General features: G+C 71.6%; 26 protein-coding genes and 1 pseudogene. 15 read left to right on the top strand and 12 right to left on the bottom strand.

Features of this window, described 5'->3' with window-relative positions:
• A partial coding sequence (locus tag B124_RS34625; RefSeq protein ID WP_496502056.1) for a hypothetical protein occupies positions 1-236 on the top strand: 236 nt, incomplete at its 5' end.
• Between the two features lie 11 nt (positions 237-247).
• Here the strand turns inward: B124_RS34625 and abmR are convergent.
• Positions 248-832, bottom strand: a complete 585-nt coding sequence (gene abmR / locus B124_RS34620; RefSeq protein WP_496506998.1) for an ATP-binding transcription factor AbmR — start codon at positions 830-832, stop codon at positions 248-250.
• A 103-nt stretch (positions 833-935) separates the two neighbouring features.
• On the opposite strand from abmR, the gene B124_RS34615 reads away from it, so the two are divergent.
• Positions 936-1793 carry a hypothetical protein gene (locus B124_RS34615; protein WP_496506997.1) on the top strand — a complete coding sequence of 286 codons (858 nt, stop codon included), beginning with the start codon at positions 936-938 and terminating at the stop codon, positions 1791-1793.
• A 164-nt stretch (positions 1794-1957) separates the two neighbouring features.
• Here B124_RS34615 and sodN read toward each other — a convergent pair whose 3' ends face one another.
• Positions 1958-2353, bottom strand: a complete 396-nt coding sequence (sodN, locus tag B124_RS34610) for a superoxide dismutase, Ni (protein WP_496506996.1) — start codon at positions 2351-2353, stop codon at positions 1958-1960.
• A 148-nt stretch (positions 2354-2501) separates the two neighbouring features.
• Here sodN and sodX point away from each other — a divergent pair, with 148 nt between their 5' ends.
• Entirely contained in the window at positions 2502-2936 is a 435-nt protein-coding gene (gene sodX / locus B124_RS34605) for a nickel-type superoxide dismutase maturation protease (RefSeq protein ID WP_496506995.1), read from the top strand.
• Here the strand turns inward: sodX and B124_RS34600 are convergent.
• On the bottom strand, positions 2849-3469 hold the full coding sequence (locus B124_RS34600) for a CGNR zinc finger domain-containing protein (RefSeq protein WP_496506994.1): 621 nt from the start codon (positions 3467-3469) through the stop codon (positions 2849-2851). The two genes, sodX and B124_RS34600, sit on opposite strands and share 88 nt — an antisense overlap.
• 98 nt (positions 3470-3567) lie before the next feature.
• Between B124_RS34600 and B124_RS34595 the strand changes: the two genes are divergently transcribed.
• Positions 3568-4365, top strand: coding sequence for a class I SAM-dependent methyltransferase (locus B124_RS34595; protein WP_496506993.1), 798 nt, complete (start codon positions 3568-3570; stop codon positions 4363-4365).
• A 47-nt stretch (positions 4366-4412) separates the two neighbouring features.
• Here the strand turns inward: B124_RS34595 and B124_RS34590 are convergent, their stop codons facing one another.
• The gene (locus tag B124_RS34590) at positions 4413-4991 is read right to left on the bottom strand and encodes a TetR/AcrR family transcriptional regulator (protein ID WP_496506992.1); all 579 of its coding nucleotides are present in this window, start codon (positions 4989-4991) and stop codon (positions 4413-4415) included.
• A gap of 111 nt (positions 4992-5102) precedes the next feature.
• Between B124_RS34590 and B124_RS34585 the strand changes: the two genes are divergently transcribed.
• Positions 5103-6134, top strand: a complete 1032-nt coding sequence (locus B124_RS34585) for an aldo/keto reductase (RefSeq protein ID WP_496506991.1) — start codon at positions 5103-5105, stop codon at positions 6132-6134.
• A 173-nt stretch (positions 6135-6307) separates the two neighbouring features.
• Here B124_RS34585 and B124_RS34580 read toward each other — a convergent pair whose 3' ends face one another.
• Positions 6308-7522: an NAD(P)-dependent malic enzyme gene (locus B124_RS34580; RefSeq protein WP_496506990.1), complete on the bottom strand. Its 1215-nt coding sequence runs from the start codon at positions 7520-7522 to the stop codon at positions 6308-6310.
• Positions 7523-8015: 493 nt separating this feature from the next.
• Between B124_RS34580 and B124_RS34575 the strand changes: the two genes are divergently transcribed.
• From B124_RS34575 to B124_RS34550, 6 genes are all read left to right on the top strand, one after another.
• A complete protein-coding gene (locus B124_RS34575; protein WP_496506989.1) occupies positions 8016-8939 on the top strand; it encodes an ABC transporter substrate-binding protein in 924 nt (307 codons plus the stop codon).
• A 36-nt stretch (positions 8940-8975) separates the two neighbouring features.
• Positions 8976-9944, top strand: a complete 969-nt coding sequence (locus B124_RS34570) for an amino acid ABC transporter permease (protein ID WP_496506988.1) — start codon at positions 8976-8978, stop codon at positions 9942-9944.
• Between the two features lie 17 nt (positions 9945-9961).
• Positions 9962-10714, top strand: coding sequence for an amino acid ABC transporter ATP-binding protein (locus B124_RS34565; RefSeq protein WP_496506999.1), 753 nt, complete (start codon positions 9962-9964; stop codon positions 10712-10714).
• A 243-nt stretch (positions 10715-10957) separates the two neighbouring features.
• Positions 10958-11920 (top strand): zinc-binding dehydrogenase, encoded by a 963-nt coding sequence (locus tag B124_RS34560; protein ID WP_496506987.1) that lies wholly within the window; start codon positions 10958-10960, stop codon positions 11918-11920.
• A 77-nt stretch (positions 11921-11997) separates the two neighbouring features.
• Entirely contained in the window at positions 11998-12207 is a 210-nt protein-coding gene (locus B124_RS34555) for a helix-turn-helix domain-containing protein (protein ID WP_496506986.1), read from the top strand.
• On the top strand, positions 12207-12761 hold the full coding sequence (locus tag B124_RS34550) for a Clp protease N-terminal domain-containing protein (protein ID WP_496506985.1): 555 nt from the start codon (positions 12207-12209) through the stop codon (positions 12759-12761). Before B124_RS34555 ends, B124_RS34550 begins: the two co-directional genes overlap by 1 nt.
• A 113-nt stretch (positions 12762-12874) precedes the next feature.
• Here the strand turns inward: B124_RS34550 and B124_RS34545 are convergent, their stop codons facing one another.
• A complete protein-coding gene (locus B124_RS34545) occupies positions 12875-13795 on the bottom strand; it encodes an SDR family NAD(P)-dependent oxidoreductase (RefSeq protein WP_496506984.1) in 921 nt (306 codons plus the stop codon).
• A gap of 192 nt (positions 13796-13987) precedes the next feature.
• On the opposite strand from B124_RS34545, the gene B124_RS34540 reads away from it, so the two are divergent.
• From B124_RS34540 to B124_RS34530, 3 genes are all read left to right on the top strand, one after another.
• Entirely contained in the window at positions 13988-15289 is a 1302-nt protein-coding gene (locus B124_RS34540; protein ID WP_496506983.1) for a sensor histidine kinase, read from the top strand.
• Entirely contained in the window at positions 15286-15930 is a 645-nt protein-coding gene (locus B124_RS34535; RefSeq protein ID WP_496506982.1) for a response regulator transcription factor, read from the top strand. The genes B124_RS34540 and B124_RS34535 overlap by 4 nt, the downstream gene beginning before the upstream one ends.
• Positions 15931-15993: 63 nt before the next feature.
• Positions 15994-16185 (top strand): hypothetical protein, encoded by a 192-nt coding sequence (locus tag B124_RS34530; protein WP_496506981.1) that lies wholly within the window; start codon positions 15994-15996, stop codon positions 16183-16185.
• Between the two features lie 20 nt (positions 16186-16205).
• Here the strand turns inward: B124_RS34530 and B124_RS34525 are convergent, their stop codons facing one another.
• From B124_RS34525 to B124_RS34505, 5 genes are all read right to left on the bottom strand, one after another.
• The gene (locus B124_RS34525; protein WP_496506980.1) at positions 16206-17264 is read right to left on the bottom strand and encodes a glycoside hydrolase 5 family protein; all 1059 of its coding nucleotides are present in this window, start codon (positions 17262-17264) and stop codon (positions 16206-16208) included.
• A 647-nt stretch (positions 17265-17911) separates the two neighbouring features.
• The gene (locus B124_RS34520; protein ID WP_496506979.1) at positions 17912-18163 is read right to left on the bottom strand and encodes a type II toxin-antitoxin system RelE family toxin; all 252 of its coding nucleotides are present in this window, start codon (positions 18161-18163) and stop codon (positions 17912-17914) included.
• Positions 18160-18447, bottom strand: coding sequence for a type II toxin-antitoxin system Phd/YefM family antitoxin (locus tag B124_RS34515; RefSeq protein ID WP_496506978.1), 288 nt, complete (start codon positions 18445-18447; stop codon positions 18160-18162). Before B124_RS34515 ends, B124_RS34520 begins: the two co-directional genes overlap by 4 nt.
• Positions 18448-18708: 261 nt before the next feature.
• Positions 18709-18996 carry a DUF397 domain-containing protein gene (locus B124_RS34510; RefSeq protein ID WP_496506977.1) on the bottom strand — a complete coding sequence of 96 codons (288 nt, stop codon included), beginning with the start codon at positions 18994-18996 and terminating at the stop codon, positions 18709-18711.
• On the bottom strand, positions 18978-19820 hold the full coding sequence (locus B124_RS34505; RefSeq protein ID WP_496506976.1) for a helix-turn-helix domain-containing protein: 843 nt from the start codon (positions 19818-19820) through the stop codon (positions 18978-18980). The genes B124_RS34510 and B124_RS34505 overlap by 19 nt, the downstream gene beginning before the upstream one ends.
• A gap of 169 nt (positions 19821-19989) precedes the next feature.
• On the opposite strand from B124_RS34505, the gene B124_RS34500 reads away from it, so the two are divergent.
• Positions 19990-20382, top strand: coding sequence for an ATP-binding protein (locus B124_RS34500; protein WP_496506975.1), 393 nt, complete (start codon positions 19990-19992; stop codon positions 20380-20382).
• 46 nt (positions 20383-20428) lie between these two features.
• Here the strand turns inward: B124_RS34500 and B124_RS34495 are convergent.
• Positions 20429-20568 (bottom strand): annotated as a pseudogene (locus B124_RS34495) (IS5/IS1182 family transposase); the annotation flags it as partial.

The following is a 20568-nucleotide window of genomic DNA, read 5'->3' as shown; positions in this document are numbered from 1 at the left end:
TCCGCGACGCCGTCTGCGACTTCGCCGCAGACTCCCGCCACGCCAACCCCTGGGCCGCCAGCCTCTACAACCGCGCCCGAACCCGCGGACACGACCACCCACACGCCGTCCGCATCCTCGCCCGCGCCTGGCTGTTCGTGATCTGGCACTGCTGGCAAGACGGCGTCGCCTACGACCCCACCCGGCACAGAGCCCTCCAGACCCTCCTCAACCAAGATCAACCGAACGCGGCTTGACACAGGGCTACTCATGCCTCGTCCTCCGCGCCGCTCGTGTCCTGCACGTCCTCTGCGCTCCCGCCGGCCGGCTCCCGGTCCGGGCCCTGCGCCCGTACGTGCCGTACGTGCTCCAGCGAGTCCCGCAGCTCCCGCAGCCAGTCGTCCGTGTGGCTCTCCACCAGCCGGACGCACCACCCCAGCGCCTCGCTCCGGCTGCGCGCCACGCCCGCCGCGACGAGGGTGTCGAGCACCTGCCGCTGCGGCTGGCGCAGCCGGGTCATCACGGGCGCGGAGACGTTCGTGAAGACCTCCCGCCGGCCGCCGCACTGGGCGCCCCAGGACACCTTCCTGCGGTAGCGCCGCTCCGCCGCCCGCGCCACCGTCATCCGCTCCTTGCGGGTGCGCTCGCGGAACTCGGCGATGCGCCCGTCCAGCGCCGCGTCGCGCTCGGCGCCGGTCACGCCCTTCGCGAGCCCCGGGGGCTCGGGGACCGTGCCGACGACGCAGATCTCCTCCCGGTCGACCGTGACCTCGACCGGCGAGGCGTAGAGGCCGTCGGGCAGCCGCCCGGTGAGCCATCCTCGAATCTCGTCTGTGTCCTGCGATGTAATCATGTAATTGAGATTACGACGCGTCCGCCCCGGAGGGAACGGGCGGGCGCGGAGAACTCCGCCGGGAGCCCGGCCGCAGGCCGTCGCCAGGCGGTACATTGCGCACATGTCGATACCGCCGCCGAGCCCGCCGCCGAATCCGTATCAGCAGAACAACCCCAACCCCTACGCACAGCAGCAGCCCCAGGGCTCGGTCCCGCAGCAGTACCCCTACGCCCAGCCGACGATGCCCGCCGGCGTCCCGCTCGCGAACCAGCCCGCCGCCGCCCCGCCGCCCGGCCAGCCCCCGGGCGCGCCCGGCTTCGGCGCCGCGGAGAAGAAGGGCGTGCCGGGCTGGCTGTGGGGCGTCGGCGGCGTCGTGGCCGCCTCCGCGGTGTGGGCGGGTGCGCTCTTCGCCACCGGCGGGTTCGACTCGTCCTCCGACCCCGAGCCGGTCCTGGGCTACCGCTTCGAGAAGGACCTCTGCGAGAGCACCGGGCTCAAGGCGTTCGAGGAGCGCTACGACACCTCCGAGGCCGCCGACGGCTCCACCGGCTGGGGGTCGCAGCGGGAGGGGGTGGACCAGAGCTTCTGCAGTTGGAGCATGTCGGACCGCGAGGCGGACCCGGACTCCTACTCCACCACGTACCTCTCCGTCACCGCCGTCTGGCACGAGGAGTCGGACCCCACCGGCGAGTTCGCCCCGACGTACAAGGGCTTCGAGGACCGCTCGAACGAGGACTACGAGTACGAGACCGAGCCGGTCAAGGGCTTCGGCGAGGAGGCGTACCTCGTCAAGGAGAACGCCGGGGGTGACGCCAGCAGCCGCTCGATGAGCTTCGCCGTGCGCGACGGCTGGTTCACCTATCAGATGGACTGGAGCTACTACGGAAGCTCCGAGGACGACGATCCGCCGTCCCCCGGCGAGGTGGAGCAGATGCTGAAGGACGAGACGGAGGCGGCGCTCGCCGACCTCAAGAAGTAGTCCAGGGCAAGGCGCGCGCGGCGGCAGGAAGTTGTCGGCGCGCTGCCGTAGCAGGGAACTGCCACGGCGGCGGAGGCGGTCTGCGCGCCGCGGCTCGGCAGACGAGCGCGCCCGTACCGTTCGTGGCGGTACGGGCGCGCGGGTGTCCGCAGACGGAAAAGGGCTCAGCCCTGCTTGGTCTCCCAGAAGATCTTGTCGACCTGGGCGATGTACTCCAGCGCCTTCTGGCCCGTGGCCGGGTCGGTGGAACCCTTGGCGGCGCTGAGGGCCTTGAGCGTGTCGTTGACGAGCTGGTGCAGCTCAGGGTACTTCTCGAAGTGCGGGGGCTTGAAGTAGTCGCTCCACAGCACCGAAACGTGGTGCTTGGCAAGCTCCGCGCGCTGCTCCTTGATGGTGGTGGCCCGCGCCTGGAAGTGCGGGTCGTCGTTTCCCTGCATCTTCTCCTGGATGGCCTTGACCGATTCGGCCTCGATACGGGCCTGGGCCGGGTCGTAGACGCCGCAGGGGAGGTCGCAGTGGGCACTGACCGTCACCTTGGGGGCGAACAGGCGAGAGAACATGGAAAGCAGCCGTCCTTCCTCGTGATCGTCTTCCAGGTGGGACATTACTCCGTGGGGAACGAAAATTCGCGAGTGCCCCGGAGGGCTTAGGTCAAAAGTCCAGTGGAAGGCTGGGGCTTGTGGACGACAGGCCGGAGGTGCATGCCCGATGCAGGGCCAGGTGAACGAGCGGGGGCACGACGCCGGGCGCCGAGGACTGCAGCGCCTCGGCCTCGCGGCGGTCGACGGTCCGTCGATGGTGCCCACGCTGCGTCCGGGGGATCAGTTGCTCGTGCAGTACGGGGCGCCGGTGCGGCCCGGTGACGTGGCGGTGGTGCGCCACCCCTTCCAGCAGGATCTGCTCATCGTGAAACGGGTGGTGGCGCGCCGCGACGGCGGCTGGTGGGTGCTCGGCGACAACCGGTTCGTCGAGAACGACAGCCGGGAGTTCGGCGCCGTACCGGACGAACTGGTCGTCGCCCGCGCGCTGCTGCGGTTGCGCCCTCCGGGCGGTTTTCAGCGTTCCGTGCGCTCGGTGCCCGCGGTGGTCTCGTGGGCGGCGTCGGCGGTGCGCCCGCTGGTCTGGCGCTTCCGGGCGCGGTAGGCCGCGACATTGGCGCGGGTCGCGCACCGGTCGGAGCAGTAGCGCCGGGAGCGGTTCGTCGAGGTGTCGAGGAAGACGTTGCGGCACGGCGGGGCCGTGCACAGGCCCAGGCGGTCGACGCCGTGGTCGGTGAGGTGGACGGCCAGGCCCATGCACGCCGCGGCGGCGAAGCCCGCGCCTGAGCTGGCCGACTGCTCGGCGATGTGCAGGTGCCACTTGGGGCGCCCGTCGTCGTCGCGGAAGTCGTGCCCGCTGATCTGCGGGCTGACGGGGAAGTCGATGAGCAGCGCGTTGAGCATGTCCACGGCGCGTACCTCGTCGCCCTCGTCGGCCGCCTCGAAGATCGCCCGCAGCCGGCCGCGCACCTGACGCAGCCGGCTGACGTCGGCGTCGGTGGCCCGCCGGGTGAAGTTGCCGCTGTCCCGGAAGAGCTCCTTGGCCGCGTCCAGCGAGGTCAGCGAGTCGGTGCCGCGCTGCGGCTCCTCGGTGTTGACGAGGCGCACGGCCATATCGGAGTAATAGGCCAGTTCCACTTGCAGTCCTTACGGGCTCGGCTTATGCTGACGCGGCGGGGTCGTAATGGACGATCCCGTATAGAGGGTATTACGCAGCGGAGGCAGGGGAGGCAGCAATGGCCGGAACGACCGACGCCGCGACGCCGGTGGGCGCCGACTGGCAGGGGTGGCAGCGTAGCTGGGACCGCCAGCAGGAGTGGTACATGCCGGACCGCGAGGAGCGCTTCCGGGTGCTGCTCGACACGGTCGAGGCCCTGGTGGGCCACGAGCCGCGGGTGCTCGACCTGGCCTGCGGTACGGGCAGCATCAGCGCCCGGCTGCTGCGCCGGTTCCCCGGCGCGCGCACCACCGGCGTCGACCTCGACCCCGCGCTGCTCACCATCGCGCGCGGCACCTTCGCGGACGACCCGCGCGCGGAGTTCGTCACCGCCGACCTCGCCAAGACCGACTGGACGGCGCGGCTGCCGCACGCCTCGTACGACGCGGTGCTCACCTCCACCGCGCTGCACTGGCTCTTCTCCGACCAGCTCGCCACGCTCTACGGGCAGGTCGCCGGCGTCGTCCGCGAGGGCGGGATCTTCATCAACGCTGACCACATGCCCGACCCGGCCACGCCCGGCATCAACGAGGCGGTACGCAACTGGAGCAAGGTGCGCCAGGACCGCGAGCGGGCCGAAGGGGTGCTGGACTGGGCGGACTGGTGGCGCGTGGTCGCCGCGGACCCGGTGCTCGGCGGTCCCGCGGCCGAGCGCTTCGCGATCTTCGGCGACCCGAACGACCCGAACGAGGGCCACGCGGACGGCGACGTCCAGCCGCCCGCCTGGCATGCGGAGACGCTGCGTGCGGCGGGCTTCGCCGAGGCCCGTACGGTCTGGGCGTCGCCGCAGGACGCGGCGGTGCTGGGGCTGCGCTGAGCCGCTGACCCGGCGGGCCGCCGGACGGGCGGCAGGGCGGACGGGGGTCAGGCGCGGTAGCGGAGCCCGTCGACGAGCAGCCCGATCATGCGCCGCGTGTACTCCGGGTCGTCGGGGTCGATGACGCTGCTGAGCGCCTGCAGCAGGTCCTCGGGGGACACGTCGCGGCGGATGCCGCCGGTCGCGGCGGCGGCATCCAGCAGTTGTGCCAGGGCGGGGACGAAGCGCTCCTTGAAGTACCCGGGCAGGCTCTCGTACGCGCAGTCGCCGGAGTGCAGGGCGGCCTTCAGCCCGTGCTTCGCCGCGATGAACCGGGTGAAGCGGTGCATCCACTGCGCCAGCGCCTCGACCGGCTCGTGCTGCGCGGCCAGCGCGGGCGCGGCGGCGGCGCAGGCGTCGACCTCCTTGCGGAAGACGGCCGTGATGAGGTCGGAGCGCTGCGGGAAGTGCCGGTAGAGCGTCCCCGCCCCCACCCCCGCCTTCGCCGTGATGCGGCGTACGGGCGCGTCCACGCCCTCCGCCTCGAAGACCTCGGCCGCCGCGGTCAGCAGCGCGTCGAGGCTGCGCCGGACGTCCGGCCGCATGCGGCGGCCGGCGGCCGGCTCCTGCGTGGCGCGGTCGGGCATGCGCGCTCCTCTTGCAAAAGTGGAACGTTGTTCCGTATTCTCGGAACTGAACGACGTTCCGTATTCACTCTACCGGGGCGTACGACCCGCAGGCCATGCAGGAGGAGAGCCATGCAGTACCGCACGCTGGGCCGGACCGGGATCAAGGTCAGCCCCTACTGCCTGGGCGCAATGATGTTCGGCGGCCACGGCAACCCCGACCACGACGACTCCGTCCGCATCATCCACAAGGCGCTGGACGCGGGCGTCAACTTCATCGACACCGCCGATATCTACAGCCACGGCGAGTCCGAGGAGATCGTCGCCAAGGCCCTGAAGGGCGGCCGGCGCGACGACGTCGTGCTCGCCACCAAGGCGCACCTGCCCATGGGCGACGACCCCAACCGGCGGGGCAGCTCCCGCCGCTGGCTGGTCCGTGCGCTGGAGGACTCATTGCGCCGGCTCGGGACCGATCACGTCGACCTGTTCCAGGTCCACCGGCCGGACCCGGACACGGACATCGAGGAGACCCTCTCCGCCCTCACCGACCTGGTGCGCGCGGGCAAGGTGCGGGCCGTCGGCACCTCCGCCTTCCCCGCCTCCGACCTGGTCGAGGCGCAGTGGGTCGCCGAGCGGCGCGGCCTGGTCCGGTTCCGTACCGAGCAGCCGCAGTACTCGCTGCTCGACCGCGGCATCGAGCGCGAGGTGCTGCCCGTCTGCGAACGCTACGGGATCGGCACGCTGGTGTGGAGCCCGCTGGCCGGCGGCATGCTCACCGGCCGCTACCGCAAGGGGCGGGAGAACACCACCCACCGCGGCAGCTTCGGCTTCCGGTATCTCGGCGACGAGCGCCGGCTCGACACCGTCGAACAACTGCTCCCGCTCGCGGAGAAGGCGGGCATGTCGCTGACGCACATGGCGCTGGCCTTCGTGATCTCCCACCCCGGCGTCACGTCCGCGATCATCGGGCCGCGCACCATGGAGCAGTTGGACGACCTGCTCGCGGGCGCCGGGACGACGCTCGGCGACGGCATGCTGGACGAGATCGACGCGATCGTGCCGCCGGGCACGGGCGTCGGGCGGCTGGACATGGCGTACGACCCGCCGGCGATCCTGGACGCCGGGCTGCGGCGCAGGGCGCCTGAGGAGCGGGTGGCGGCCTGAGGGGCAGGGGCCGCGGGCGGCGCGCGTACGGGCCCGTACGCGCGCCGCCCGGGCGACGCGCGCCGCGACGTACAGCGGGGCCGCCCGGCACACCCTGCCGGACGGCCCCGCTCGCGTGCTCCGCGGCCCGTACGCCGCCCGCCGGGCGCGCGTCGTACGGGCCGCTCAGCCGGCTACCGCCGCGCCACGCCCTCCGCGCGCGCCGCCGCGGCGACCGCGCGCGTGACGGCCGGCGCCACCCGCTCGTCGAACGGCGACGGAATCACGCAGTCCGGGCTCAGCTCACCCGCGACCACGTCCGCCAGCGCCTCGGACGCCGCCAGCTTCATGCCTTCGGTGATCCTTGAGGCGCGCACTTGCAGCGCTCCAGCGAAGATGCCCGGGAACGCGAGCACGTTGTTGATCTGGTTCGGGAAGTCGCTGCGGCCCGTGGCGACGACCGCCGCATACTTGTGCGCCACGTCCGGGTGGATCTCCGGGTTCGGGTTGGCCATGGCGAAGATGAAGGCGCCCGGCGCCATCGTGGCCACCGCCCGCTCCGGCACCGTGCCGCCGGAGACGCCGATGAAGACGTCCGCGCCGGCGAGCGCCGACTCCAGCGAGCCCGTACGCCCCGCGTGGTTCGTCAGCTCCGCCAACTCCCGCTTGGCGTCGGTCAGGTCCTCGCGGTCCGCGGAGACGATGCCCTTGCGGTCGGCGACGGCCACGTCCGCGATGCCGGCCTCCACCAGGATCTTCGCGATCGCCGCGCCGGCGGCGCCGGCCCCGGAGATCACCGCGCGCAGCTCGCCGAGCGACCGGCCGCTGAGCTTCGCGGCGTTGCGCAGGGCGGCGAGCGTGACGACGGCGGTGCCGTGCTGGTCGTCGTGGAAGACCGGGATGTCCACGCGCTCCTGGAGCTTGCGCTCGATCTCGAAGCAGCGGGGCGCGGAGATGTCCTCCAGGTTCACCCCGCCGAAGGAGGGCGCCAGCCGCGCCACGGTCTCGACGATCTCGTCGACCCCGTGGCAGTCCAGTGCGACGGGGACCGCGTCCACGCCGCCGAACTGCTTGAAGAGGATGGCCTTGCCCTCCATCACCGGAAGGGACGCCTCCGGCCCGATGTCGCCGAGACCGAGGACCGCGCTGCCGTCCGTGACGACGGCGACGACCTGGGACTTCCAGGTGTAGTCGTGGACGAGCTCGGGCTGCTCTGCGATTGCGGTGCACACTTTGGCGACGCCCGGTGTGTAGGCGAGCGACAGGTCTTCCCTGTCGTCGACCGGCACGGTCGCCTTGACGGCCATCTTCCCGCCCCGGTGGAGGGCGAAGGCCGGATCGAAGTAGTCGTCGTCTGGGCTGTCGGACGTATCCGTCCCGCTCGGAGGGTTGACGATCTCCGCTGCCACTTTGTTGACCCCTTAGTCACAGTCATTGAGAGAGGAACCACCCCTCTCGGTCGAGAGGTGGGCGGGCACGTGTCCGGCCGCCTGGCCGCGGAGTGATCGCCATGGCCACGGTGAGGTCCGGACACCGGGCGCGCCGCACTCGCGCCCTGGGCCCCGGATTTGGGGTGTAAGTGTCTGTTGTACAGGAAGGCGAGCGCCCCGTGCGAGTCCCTTTGCGAGAGTGAGTGGAGGCCTATCGCATAGGCATGCGTCCTTGCGTATGGTGCGAAAAGTGGCGAATCGCGTGGTATTGACGTTACGCATAAACGTGATCTACGTCTCACTACCGAACCTGTTATCGGATTTTGACCCGGCAGCCTTCCTGAGGCATGTCTTCCGGATGCAAAGATGCCGTCGTCGGCAGGTGTCGACATCCGCCCCAGGCGCACCAACTGTCGCGTCCGGGTCCGTGAACTTCTGACCCCCGTTCACCCCCCTGCAGGAGGATCCCGCAATGACCCCTCGCACCACCCGGCGCACCGGAGCAGCCAAGTCACGACTGGTGGCCGTCGGGGCACTCGCCGCCGCGGGGGCCCTCGTGCTCTCGTCCTGCGGCGACCAGACCGACGACGGGGGCGACAGCGGCGACGGCGGCGAGACCAAGACCTCGGCGAACGCGGCCCCCGGCGCGCTGCCGGAGGAGTTCAAGGACGCCGGCGTGATCAAGGTCGGCTCGGACATCGCGTACGCCCCGATGGAGTTCGACCAGGGCGGCAAGCCCGCCGGTGTCGACATCGACATCGCCAACGCGCTCGGCGAGGAGCTGGGCGTCGAGTTCCAGTTCCAGAACAACGTCTTCGACAACCTGATCCCGTCGCTGGACTCCGGCCGCTTCGACATCATCATGTCGTCGATGACCGACAACAAGGAGCGCCAGGCCGAGGTCGACTTCGTCGACTACTTCTCCGCCGGCGTCTCCATCCTGGTCCAGAAGGGCAACCCCGAGGGCATCAAGACCCTCGACGACCTGTGCGGCCAGACCGTCGCCTTCCAGCGGGGCACCGTCAGCGCGGACATCGCCAAGGCGCAGAACGAGAAGTGCGACAAGCCGATCAAGACGCTGCCGTTCACCAAGGACACCGAGGCGCTGCAGCAGGTCAAGCAGGGCCGGGCCGTCGCGGACCTGAACGACTTCCCGGTCGCCGCCTACAACGCCCGGGAGTCGGGCGGCGGTGAGGACTTCGAGGTCGTCGGCGAGCAGATCGACGCCGCGCCGTACGGCATCGCGGTCTCCAAGGACAACCCCGAGCTGCGGGACGCGCTCGCCACGGCGCTGGACGCGATCATCGAGAACGGCGAGTACCAGAAGGTACTGGAGAAGTGGAACGTCACCCAGGGCGGCATCGACAAGGCGTCCGTCAACGGAGGCAACGAGTAACCACCGCCCGCAGCCGTTCCAGAGAGAAGTTTTTTCGTGACCGACCCGACCAACCCGGGCCCGGCCGACAAGCAACCGGCCGGGCCCGTGCCCTCGAAGACCGGCGCCGCCACCGCGCTGCCGCCCGAGGCGATCAAGGCGATCCCCGTGCGCCACCCCTGGCGCTGGGTGAGCGCCGCGGTCGTCCTCGCGCTCCTCGGCCTGCTCGTCTACGCCTTCGCCAACGCCAAGATCGAGTGGGGCGACGTCCCCGAGTACCTGTTCGCCGACCGGGTCGTCGAGGCCGCCGGGAACACGCTGCTGATCACCGTGCTCGCGATGCTGCTCGGTGTGGTCCTCGGCATCGTGCTCGCGGTCATGCGGCTCTCGGACAACCCGGTGACCTCGGCGTTCGCCAACCTCTACATCTGGTTCTTCCGCGGCACCCCGGTGCTGCTGCAACTGCTGCTCTGGTACAACCTCGGTCTCGTCTTCCAGACCCTCAACCTGGGTCCGCTCTACAAGAACGAGATGACCGACGTCATGACCCCGTTCGTGGCGGCGCTCCTCGGCCTCGGGCTCAACGAGGCCGCGTACATGGCCGAGATCGTCCGTGCCGGCATCCAGTCGGTCGACGAGGGCCAGACGGAGGCGTCGCACGCGCTCGGCATGAGCAAGGGCAAGACGATGCGGCGCATCGTGCTGCCCCAGGCGATGCGGGTGATCGTGCCCCCGACGGGGAACGAGTTCATCAACATGCTCAAGACCTCGTCGCTGGCGATGGTGATCCAGTACACCGAGCTGACCTTCGTCTCGAACGAGATCTCCGCGACCAACCTGAACCCGATGGAGATGTACATCGTCGTCGCCATCTGGTACCTGGCGATGACCAGCGTCTTCAGCGTGATCCAGTACTACATCGAGCGGCATTACGCCAAGGGCTCCGTACGCCAGTTGCCGCTGACTCCGTGGCAGAAGATCCGGCGGAGCGTCTTCTCCGGGCCGCGGATGAAGGGAACGAGGTGAGCACCGCCATGACGGCCATGGTCAGAGCCGAGGGCGTCCACAAGTCCTTCGGGCTCACCCACGTACTCAAGGGCATCGACCTGGAGGTCGCGCCGCGCGAGGTCTTCTGCCTCGTCGGCCCCTCCGGCTCCGGCAAGTCCACCTTCCTGCGGTGCATCAACCACCTGGAGAAGATCAACGCCGGCCGGCTGTACGTCGACGGCCACCTCGTCGGCTACCGGCAGCAGGGCAACAAGCTCCACGAGCTGAAGGACAAAGAGGTCGCCGCCCAGCGCAAGGACATCGGCATGGTGTTCCAGCGCTTCAACCTCTTCCCGCACATGACCGCGGTGGAGAACGTGATGGAGGCGCCGGTCCAGGTCAAGCGGGAGTCCAAGGCGACGGCGCGGGAGCGCGCGATGCGGCTGCTGGACCGCGTGGGCCTGGCCGACAAGGCGTCCAACTACCCCTCGCAGCTCTCCGGCGGCCAGCAGCAGCGCGTCGCCATCGCGCGGGCGCTGGCGATGGAGCCGAAGCTGATGCTCTTCGACGAGCCCACCTCGGCGCTCGACCCGGAGCTCGTCGGCGAGGTCCTGGACGTGATGCGCGACCTCGCGGAGTCGGGCATGACGATGATCGTCGTCACGCACGAGATGGGGTTCGCGCGGGAGGTCGGGGACGCGCTGGTCTTCATGGACGACGGCGCGGTCGTGGAGTCCGGGCATCCGCGGGAGGTGCTGACGAACCCGCAGCACCAGCGGACGAAGGCGTTCTTGTCGAAGGTGCTGTGACGCTGCGCTGTGCGCGGCGGGCCCGGGCGGGGAGGTTGTGCGACGGTGCCGGGTGAGCGTGTTCTGCCGGTTATCCGGCCGGGCCCCCGGGCCCCCCGGGTTCCGGCACCGCGCCGGAGGCGGTGCGCGGACGAAGGCGTTCCTCTCCCGGGCGCTGTGAGGCCGCCCGGAGCCGGGTGACAAAGCTCCCTTGGCGGGGCGGGGGCTGGTACGGCCCCCGCCCCGGGGCGTAACTTCATGGTCATGTATGCCGCTTACGCTGCCCGCATCGACCGCGACGAGCCGCTTGCCGGCCTGGAGTTGGGGGAGCGGCCCGCGCCGCAGGCCCCGCCCGGATGGGCCGTCGTCGACGTCAGAGCCGCCTCCCTCAACCATCACGACCTGTGGTCGCTGCGCGGCGTCGGACTGGGCGCGGACGCCCTGCCGATGATCCTCGGCTGCGACGCCGCCGGTGTCGACGCCGACGGCAACGAGGTCGTCGTCCACTCCGTCATCGGCCAGACCGGCCACGGGGTGGGCCCGAAGGAGCCGCGGTCGCTGCTCTCGGAGCGGTACCAGGGCACGTTCGCGGAGCAGGTCGCCGTGCCGGCCTGGAACCTCCTGCCGAAGCCGAAGGAGCTGAGCTTCGAGGAGGCCGCGTGCCTGCCGACGGCGTGGCTCACGGCGTACCGCATGCTCTTCACCAACGCGGGCGTACGCCCCGGCGACTCCGTCCTGGTCCAGGGCGCGGGCGGCGGCGTCGCCACCGCGGCGATCGTGCTGGGCGCCGCGGCGGGGCTGCGGATGTTCGCCACCAGCCGCGACGAGGTCAAGCGCAAGCGGGCCGAGGACCTCGGCGCGGAGGCCGCGGTGGCCCCGGGCACGCGCCTGCCGCACCGGATGGACGCGGTCCTGGAGACGGTGGGCGCCGCGACGTGGTCCCACTCGGTGAAGTCCCTGCGCCCCGGTGGCACGGTGGTGATCTCCGGCACGACGAGCGGGCCGAACCCGCCGGCGGTGGAGCTGCAGCGGATCTTCTTCCTGGAGATGAAGGTCGTCGGCTCGACGATGGGCAGCAAGGAGGAGCTGGCCGGGCTGCTGAACTTCTGCGCGGTGAAGGGCGTACGGCCGGTGATCGACACGGTGCTGCCGCTGGACCAGGCCCGGGAGGGCTTCGCCAAGATGGCGGCGGGGGACCTGTTCGGCAAGGTGGTCCTGACGCGCTGAGAGGACTCGGCGCGGTATCGCGCTTCCCTTGTCAACCTATGTTGACATCAGCCCTGATGTCAACGTAGGTTGACGTCATGACTGATGCAACCGAGCTTGCCGAGCGGGCCGGGGGCGCCGATCCCCGCGAAGGGCTCCGGGCCGTCGCCGCGCTGCGGCGGCTGCTGGAGCAACTGGAGTCCGTACAGGTGCGCAGTGCGCGCAACCAGGGCTGGTCGTGGCAGGAGGTCGCGGCCGAGCTGGGGGTCAGCCGGCAGGCGGTGCACAAGAAGCACGGGAGGCGCTGATGTTCGAACGGTTCACCAAGGCCGCCAGGGACCTCGTCCGCGGCGCGGCCGACCGCGCGGAACGGGCCGGCGACCCGTACGTCACGGCCGAGCACCTGCTGCGGCAGCTCCTCGCCGGATCCGGTACCCCGGGAGCCGCCGCGCTGGCCGCGGCCGGGATCGACGACCAGGCACGGCGGGCCGGGGTCGAGCGGGGCCTGGACGAGGCGCGGCGGCGGGGCGGGCTCACCAGGTCCGACGCCGAGGCCCTGGCCGGGATCGGCATCGACGTCGACGCGGTCGTCGACCGCGTCGAGTCTTCCCACGGCCCCGGCGCCCTCGACCGGCGGCGGACGCGGCGGCGGGGACGCAGCCGGTTCGACGCCGACGCCAAGGCCGTACTGGAACGCTCCCTCAGGATCGCGCTGGGGCGGGGCGACAGGGCCATCGGCGACGAGCACATCCTGCTCGCCCTCGCCGCCGCCCCCGGCATCCCGGCGGAGGTGCTGGCCGACCACGGCGCCACGTACGCCGCGATCGAGGCCGCGCTGCCGGTGGTGGAGCGGGCCGGCTGAGCCGGACCGTGGGCCGGGTGTGCCCGGCGGCTACGGCGCCGTCCGGCACACCCGGTGGCGGGCGGCGGTCGCCGTGCGCGGGGGCGACGCGCCGCCCGGCGAGGCGCCCGGCGTCACAGGCCCGCCAGTTGCCCGCCGTCCACCACCACCGTCGTGCCCGTCTGGAACCCCATGTCCTCCGACGCCAGGGCCAGCGCCGCCGATGCCATCTCCGCCGGCGTCGCCATCCGCTTGAAGGCGTCGATCCCCTGCCGGCCGAACTCCGCCTTCCGCGCCGCCCACTGCTCGTCGGTGTCGCCCGGCGGCCGGTGCACGTCCAGCATCGGCGTGTCCGTCATCCCCGGTGCCAGCGCCACCACGCGGATACCGTGCGTGCCGTTCTCGATGGCCGCCGCCTGCACCAGACCCGAGACGCTGTTCTTGCTCGCCGTGTACGAGCCGAGCCCCGGCCGGGTCGCGTACTGGTTCGACGAGCCGGTGACGAGGATGACGCCGCCCCCGCGCGCCCGCATGTGCGGGATCTCGTACTTCATCGCCACGAAGATGCCGCGGGTGTTGGTGAGCGTCACGTCGTCCCAGTCCGCCACCGAGACCTCGTGCAGGTCCGTGAACGGCTTCTGGATCCCCGCGTTGTTGAGCGCGATGTCGAGCCCGCCGTACTTCTGCACCACCTCGTCGACGAACCCCCGCACCTCCTCGGGCCGTCGCACGTCGGCCCTGAGGTACGTCGCCTCGCCGCCGGCCGCCCGGATCTGCTGCTCGACCTCCCGGCCCAGATGCGCGCGCCGCCCGCAGAACCCGACCCGCGCACCCTCCGCGGCGAACGCGATCGCCGCCGCCCGCCCGATACCGGAAGTGGCGCCGGTGACGAGGACTGTCTTCCCCGCGTACCGGCCGCCGCGGTCGCCGCGCCCGCCGTCGCCGGGGCGCGGGTCGCGCTCCTGCGCCGACGCCGTCCGCGCACCCGCCCCGAGGCCCACGCCCGCCGCGGCCACGGCCGCCGCCGCCCCGCCCAGCACGTTCCGCCGTCCCACCGATCCGCTCCTGCCGTCCTGCATCTGCTGTCCCTCCTCGACCTGCGGTACGGCACCACCCTCCGGCCCCCGCACCGGGCGCCGCATCCGCCGCCCGGAGGCGCCCCGCACCGACCAACGGCGGTGGCGCCCGGCACCGACCCCCGACTTTCGTCGAATGTGCCTGTCAGCGGCGCTGCTTACGATGCGGGTATGTCCACCGCAGAACCGCACGTGCGCCGCGTGCCGCTGACGCCGCCGCAGCTCCGGTTGCTGCTGGCCGCCGGGTTCGTCTTCGTCGTCGTCAAGTCGGTGCGTTCGGCGCTGACCGGGCAGGCGGGCCTCGTCGCCGATCCGGCCGCGAGCGCCGCCGTGGCCGTCGCGCTGTGCGCGGCGCTGCCGCTGTGCCGCCGGATGCCGGTGACGGTGGCCGCGGTCACCGGCGCCGGGTTCCTGCTGGAGAGCCAGCTCTGGCCGGTGTTCGTCGCGCTGTACGCGGTGACCGTGTGGCGGTCCCGGGCGGCTGCCGTCGCCCTGACCGGCGCCGTCTTCGTACCCGCGGCCTTCGGTCCGTTCCGCGAGCTGGTGAACATGCCGCAGGTCATGCTGTTCCCCTGCGCGGTGCTCGCCGTGCCGCTGGCCGTCGGCCTGGCCGCGCGCAGCCAGCGCGACCTGACCGGCTCGCTGGCGCGCCAGGTGGAACACCTGGAGGCGGCGAACCGGCTGCGCGACGAGCAGGTGCGGATGGCGGAACGGGCGCGCATCGCCCGCGAGATGCACGACGTGCTCGCCCACCGGCTCAGCCTGCTCGTGCTGCACACCGGCGTGCTCCAGCGCCGCGGCGGCACCCTGCCCGACCCCGTACGCGAACGCCTCGACCTCCTCCGTACGACGAGCGCGCACGCGTTGGACGATCTACGGGACCTCCTGGGCGCACTGCGTGACCACGAGGGCCCCGTCCCGCTGGCCCCCACCGCCGACGACCTGCCCGCCCTCATCGCCGAGTCCGAGAAGGCCGGCACCCGGGTCCGCGCCCGCACCGACGACCTCGCCGGGCTGCCCGCGGCCGTCCGCCTCGCCGCGCACCGCATCGTGCAGGAGGCGCTCACCAACGCCCGCAAACACGCGCCCGGCGCACCGGTCGACCTCACGGTGACGGTGAGCAGGACGCGGGTGGCGATACGCGCCGAGAACGCCTGCGCCGGAGCGCCGGGGGCGGTGGCGGCGGCGGGGGCGCGGAAGCCCGGGGCGCCGGGACCGGGGGCGGCCGGGGCCGGGACGCCCGGATCCGGGGCGGCCGGTCCCGGGGCGCTCGGTCCGGGGGCGGTGGAGCCGTCCGGCGGCCCGCCGCGCGGCTACGGACTGGTCGGCATCGCCGAGCGGGTGGGCGCCCTCCACGGCACACTCGCCACCGGCCGCACGGCCGGCGGCGGCTTCGTGCTCACCGCCGAACTGCCCGTGCCCGTACACCCGGCGGACGACCCGCGCGTGCTGAGCGCGGCGGCGGCCCGGTGATCCGCGTCCTCGTCGTCGACGACGACGCCTTCGTACGCGCCGGGCTGAGGGACCTCATCGCCACCGACGACGGGCTCGAACTCGTCGGGGAGGCGGCGGACGGCAGCGCCGCGGTGGCGACCGCCCGCGGCCGGCGCGTTGACGTCGCCCTGGTGGACATCCGCATGCCCGGCATGGACGGCATCGCCGCCACCGCCGCGCTGTGCCGGCTGCCCGACCCGCCCGCGGTCATCGTGCTCACCACCTTCGACCTCGACGAGTACGTCTACGGCGCGCTGGCGGCGGGCGCCGCCGGCTTCCTCCTCAAGGACACCCCGCCGGACGCCATCCTCCAGGCCGTCCACGTGGTCGCCGCGGGCGCCGCCATGCTCTCGCCGACCGTCACCCGCACGGTCATCAGCCGCTTCCACCGCCCGGAGCCCACCCGCGGCCGGGCCGCGCGGGAGGCGGCGGCACGGCTCACGCCGCGCGAGCGGCAGGTGCTGTCCGCGGTGGCGGACGGCATGACCAACGCGGAGATCGGGGCGATGCTGCGGCTCCGCGAGTCGACGGTGAAGGCCCACGTCAGCCGGATCCTGGCGGAGCTGGGGGTGGCGAACAGGGTGCAGGCGGCGATCGTCGCCCGGGATCTGGCGGGTTGAGCGCGGGGCCGGCGTGTCCGGGGCGATGACGAGGGGGCGCGGCGGCACAGCGAGAATGCGCGCATGGCAAAGTGCAAGAAGTGCGGCGGGCACAAGCGCCGCTGGCCCCGTTCCTGCCCCCGGTGCTATCCCGGCGGGGACCGCACGGACGCGGTGGCGGAGGGCGCCGACCTGGCCGTGTCGGCGGGGGCGTTCGGATGGCTCTGGCGGGGGATCACGGGCGTCGTGCGGGCGGTCCTGCGGGCGCTGAACTGACCGGGATGAGGGATCCGCGGCTACGGATTCCCGCCGGGGGCGCCGATGTCCGGCTCCCCCTGCCGACCGGCGTCGTCGGTGTCGTCGGTCTCGTCGGCCTCGTCGGCGTAGCGGCGGGCCACCTCGTGATACGCCTCCTTGGGCGCCCACTGCGCGGTGTCGCCGGGGGAGACCTTCACCACCCCGAAGCCGGCCATGTCCAGGTCCCGGGAGGGGTCGTCGAGGTGGGGGAAGTCCCGCATGGCGAAGGTGAAGACGAAGCAGCCGTGGACGCCGCGGGCGGCGAAGAGGTCGATGAGTTCGCCGAGGTAGGCGGCCTGGACGTGCTCGTCGCGCACGTGGCCGGGCCGGATGCGGGGCGGGACCGCGAACCAGCGCACGATGCGGAAGGAACCGGGCCCGCGGCGTTCGGCCCCGCGGAAGGCGCCGCAGCCGAACTCGGTGATGACCACCGGCTTTCCCGCCTGTTCGGCTCGCCGCAGCAGGTCGTCGAGCTGCCGCTCGTAGGCGGACGGGTCGTCGCCGAAGCGGTAGAGGTTGACGCCGGCGACGTCGAAGTCGGACCAGTCGACCTGCTCCCAGTGCCCCGCCGCGTAGGTGACCGGACCGTGGAAGCCGCGGCGGGCGGTGGCCAGGGCGTCGGTGAGCAGCACCCGCAGCTTGCGGGTGATGCGGCGGTCGAACAGGCGCCGCCAGCGCCGGCGTACGAGGATCTGCAGGCGCACGAAGACCCGCGGACCCGGGAGCATGCCGCGCTGCGTCAGCGAGAACTCGCTGCCCACCAGCAACGTCACCCGCCCCGGATACTCCACGCGCAACTGCTCGGCGGCCTCGGCCGTCTCCGCCAGATGCGCGAGGAGGGCGGTACGCGGACGGTCGGCGAGGTAGGGCCGCACGTACACGTCGAGCCCCAGCCCGAGGGCGGTACGGGCAGCCTCCATCTGCGGACCGACGTCGGTGCCGATGAGCATGACGGCGGTGCAGCGCAGATCCTCGCGGATAGCCCGCAGGTCGTCCCGCAGGGCATCGCCCTCGGCCTCGCCGGTGACGTACGAGATGCCCTTGACCGCCAGACTCATGGCGTATGTGTAGCACGAGCGGTTGCCGCGCCGGATGGTGTTCCGGCGAGCGGTGCGGGTCACGGCGGGCAGGCCGCCTTGGCGAAGGGGCGGTTGACGGCGAACGACGGCCGACGCCGTCGGCGGCAGAGGACGACCGGCCGCGGTCGGTCGCGGCGGAAGCCGGACTGAACTCGGTAGGTGACTACGCGGCCGACGGGACACGCCACGGACTGAGTGCCGGGTGTGGTGGGGCGCCGGACCGCGAGGCTGGAACGGGGTTGGGTGTGGTGGTGCCGCCGTGCAGCGGCCCCCGGAAACGGCCTGGAGCGGCCCCCGGCAGCCTTCAGGTGCACGCGACGGGGAAAACTCTGGGTAACCCGTAAACCAAACGCGGACAAACCACCCACGCGGCCTGACTTTTGCCCGCGTACACGCACCCGCACCCCTTCAGGCGTGCCAGCCGCCACCCAACCCGCCCCGGTGAACGTCACCGTGGCAAACACGCGGCAACCCACCCTCAAAACCGGGTCAAATCGCCCGCGTGGCCCGAGTTTTGCTCAACCAGACGCACCCCACCGCCCGAGAGCGGGGTGCCGGCGGGGCGAGGGCCGGGCGGGAGTCCGTGGCGCGGCCCCGCCGGGGTTCTGACGCCGGCGGGCAGGAGATCAGGGGATCCGGCCCACCAGTTCGACGGAGATGACGACGGGAGATCCGTCCTTGATGGAGTAGAGCACGCGGTACCTGCCGACATGAAGGCGGAACGTGTCGCTGCCGTACGGGCGTGCGCCCGCGGGACGCGGGTTCTGCTTGAGAAGGTTGACGGAATCGAGGACGTGGTCGACGCCCGCCGGGTCGTCCTTGCGCAGCCTTGTCAGTGAGCGCTTGGCGGCGGGCTGGAAGACGATCTCCGCGCTCACGCGGCTCCTTGCGTGTGCCGGCTGCTCATCTCGTCCTGAGCCGCGAACTCCTGCTTCAGCTCGTCCATGGTGGAGGTGCGTTCTGGGCTGCCCAGTAGCTCGTTCACCCGGTTCTGTGCGAGGGCGAGGTCGTCTTCGAGATCGGCCAGCTCCTGTGGGCTGATCACGACGGCGATGAGCTGACCGTGGTCACTGATCCCCGTGCGTTCACGGTTCACCCCCGCTTTGCGGCAGACCTCTCCCAGGCGGGCACGTGCTTCTGCAATCCCCATGATCTCCGACATGCATGAAGTGTATCTAGATTCGCGCGGGGCGGCCGACCGCGCGGAACGGGCCGGCGGCCCGTGCGTCACCACTGAGCACCTGCTGCGGCAGCTCCTCGCCGGATCCGGCACACGCGGTGCGCCGGGGGCAGGGCTGGACGGAGTGGGCGGAGTGGGGGGAGGGGGGAGGGGGCGGGGGTTCCGGCGCCGGTTCTGCGTGGCGCGGACGCCGCCCTCCCCGTGCCGTGGGTGGCCGGGGTGGTCGGCGTCCGATGCACGCGGTCAGGCGGAGAGTTCGCCGGACTTGACGGCGGTGACGAAGGCGGACCAGGCGGCGGCCTCGAAGATCAGGGCGGGGCCGTCGGGGTCCTTGCTGTCACGGACGGGGACGAGGGCGGGGTGGTCGTCGGACACTTCGATGCATTCAGCGTGGGTGGTGTCGCTGTAGCTCGACTTGCGCCAGGCGGCGGTCTGCAGGAAGTCGTCGGAGACCTCGATGCACTGGCCGCCGTCGGAGTTGCTGTAGCTGCTTTTGCGCCAGGTGACCGTACTCAGGTCGATGCGTCGCACGGGACGTCCTCCAACGTTTGCTCGATGAGCTTGCGCGACTCGGCCGGTGTGAGCGCTCGGTCGCGGACGGCATCGTACGCGAGCTGCAAACGCTCAACTGACCCGTTTTCCTGGACGAGTTCGCCGCGGTGGGCATTTTCCGTATACGCCACGGTACGCCCTTCGGGCAGGCGCAGGAACATGACGTCGGTGTTGTCGAGTCCGTGGAGCCCGGCGCTGAACGGCAGCACTTGGATCGTCACTCTCGGGTGCTCGGCCATCTCCAGCAGGTACTCCAACTGTTCCCGCCACGCCTTCGGGTCGCTCAGCGGCGTGCGCAGCACCGCCTCGGAGAGAATGGACCGGAAGTGCGGCTCACGCTCGCTGTCCAGCAGCATGCGACGGTTCATGCGGGCCTCGACCTGCTGCTCCAGCTCGTTGCCCTTCGCGCCGCCCGCCGAGAGCAGCTCGCGTGCGTACTCCTCGGTCTGGAGCAGGCCGGGGAGGTTACTCACCCCGTAATGCCACAAGCTCGTCGCCTCCTTCTCCAGCGTCATGTACCTCTGATACTGCTCCTTGAACTGCGTCGGATCCGCCGCCGCAACCTCCCACAACGCCAGCACCAGCGGCGTCGTCCCGTAATGCGTGTCCAGCGCCTCCGCCACCTCCGGGCTGCCGATCGTGCTCCCCGTCTCCAGCTTGTGGAACAGCGACGGGTCCCACCCCAGCGCCTCCCCGAGCTGCCGCAGACTCTCTCCCCTCTTCGTCCGTAGTAACCGCAACTCCTCCGCGAAGCGCTGGCGTGCTTGCTGGCTTCGTCCGCTGATTGCTCGTCGTGGTGGCATGCGTCGATCTCCTGTGATGAGGGTCTGGAACTACTGCCGTGGGCCTGGGCGCCGAACCCGTGTGACCGTCGTCACACGGCTCCCCCTGCGCCACACTCGTAGTCAATCCGCTACGCACCGTAGTTGTCCAGCCCAATGTCCAACTGCTCAACCGGCCTGGAGCCCGCCCATGACCACCACGTGGAAGATGCTCTTCACCCCCTCCGCCAAGAGCGTCCGTCTCGTCCGTGCCCAGGTCGCCAAGGTCCTCGCCGGGTGGGGCTGCTGCGGAGACGCCGCCGACGACGTGGTGCTGATCTGCAGTGAGCTGGCGGCCAACGCCGTCCAGCACGCCCGCACTCCCGGCAGGCTGTTCATGGTCAGGCTCACCCTGCGTGGGCGGGACTGCCTCGTCGAGGTGAGCGACGCGATCCGCGTCCCGCCCCGCATGCTCGCCGCCGGGCCCGAGGACGAACGGGGCCGAGGGCTCCAGTTGGTTTCCGCGCTGGCGGAATGTACGGGGCACCACGACCGGGAGACGCTGGGGAAGACCGTCTGGGCTCGGGTCACCCTGCCGGGCTGATGGTCCAGCAGTCGTAGGCCGCGGCGTCTAGGTTCTGTTTCTCGGATCATGTGCGGAGCCAGATGGCCAGGGCTGCGACGGTGATGGTCCCGAGGTAGACGTAGGCGCGTTTGTCGTAGCGGGTGGCCACGGCCCGGTGGTTCTTGAGGCGATTGATCGCCCGCTCGACGACGTTGCGCTTCTTGT

The sequence above is a fragment of the Streptomyces sp. CNP082 genome (genome assembly GCF_059570535.1).
The sequence above is the reverse complement of the archived record's forward strand: the minus strand, read 5'-3'. Positions and strand labels throughout refer to the sequence as shown.